Below are 1,250 nucleotides of genomic sequence, written 5' to 3'. Positions count from 1 at the left end.
CTATCAATGCCGATGGTTTCCTAGATGGTTCTAGGGTTGCTGTATGTATTAGGCCTGACGCCATCCTCCTTCATCACTCCAGCAATACTCTCGCTGTGGTAAAGCTTGTGAGATTCTTTAATAATATTTTTATACTATGCCATTCTCAAAGTCCTCAATACAATGACCTATTTTTTTACTAACACAGCTTTTCAACTTAGAGACTGCCCTTAGTAGCTTATAAGTCATGACCAAAAAGACCAGATTCTCTCTTCATTAACATAACACAGATGTTAGTGGGTAGTAGTGCTTGCAAAGTACAGTGAAATTTTACTTATCCAAATTGCGAACACAATAATTTTACAATAGCTTTGTGCTGTGTAGTAGCTATTCTAACTCAGGCTCTTTCTGTATTGTTAACCGCGACTGTATTTTATTTGGGTGATGCATATATGGATTCTACATGCAGTTTTTGCATTACGATGTTATAGTATCCATGTGTGTACGTATGGTGTGTTACAAGATGGCCCATAGATCAAGAATAAGAAGAATTAACGTACCACCATTGGGCATGGTATTAGGGGTTGTAGTTTTCAGCGCAAGCTCGGCACTTATGCTTTCAGGTGTTGCAGCGCGGTCTATACCGTATAACACAAAAAAAGTTTGGAATTTGATAATTCGGGCAGTGCACACATGTTCCAGACGCATTATGCATGCTATTGGTGCGATATCTAGCTACATTATAAAAATATTGCTTTGCCTGCTGCGTAGGAATTCTAAAACCTCTTCTGTCAAAGTAACACAAAACCCTAGATGCTATCTAGGGAAAACTATATCATACCTACGGAGTATTCTCTTCTTTTTTGTTGTAACAGCATGTGCGCTGATAGCCATAGTAGTAGGCGCTATTGCTACAGTAATTACTGCAGCTTTTATCTTAGCTCTCGCAAACATGGGGACACTGTATATATGTTGTGCATACACAAGTTTGGCAATGAAAAATCTCGTCCGTAGCATAGCAGACTTTATGACAGATAATACAGCAAGTAGTAACTCTGCATCGAAAGAAAGACAAATAACATTATTTTCAGCCTTTAAAAACGCTGCAGCATACACTCTTGGGGCATTATGCGCTCTTGCGACTGCAACATTTTTAATTCTACCACTTACGGTGGTTATACTGCTGATACAACCATTTATCGTGCTATTTACCCTACCGAAACAGCTATGTAGAGGAGGATTCATGAAACAAAGCACACCTGCTGCACGCC

General features: G+C 39.3%; 1 protein-coding gene and 1 pseudogene. One reads left to right on the top strand and one right to left on the bottom strand.

Annotated elements, in window-relative coordinates:
• Positions 1-182: pseudogene (locus tag KPX09_RS05315) on the top strand (hypothetical protein); the annotation flags it as partial.
• 613 nt (positions 183-795) lie between these two features.
• On the opposite strand, the gene KPX09_RS05310 reads toward KPX09_RS05315, so the two are convergent.
• On the bottom strand, positions 796-1,250 hold a 455-nt coding region (locus tag KPX09_RS05310; protein WP_249549308.1), incomplete at its 5' end, for a hypothetical protein.

The sequence above is a fragment of the Anaplasma phagocytophilum genome, assembly GCF_023476575.1.
In the GTDB taxonomy this organism is placed as follows: Bacteria; Pseudomonadota; Alphaproteobacteria; order Rickettsiales; family Anaplasmataceae; genus Anaplasma; species Anaplasma phagocytophilum_A.
Note: the sequence above shows the minus strand (reverse complement) of the source record. Positions and strands in the feature narration are given on the sequence as shown.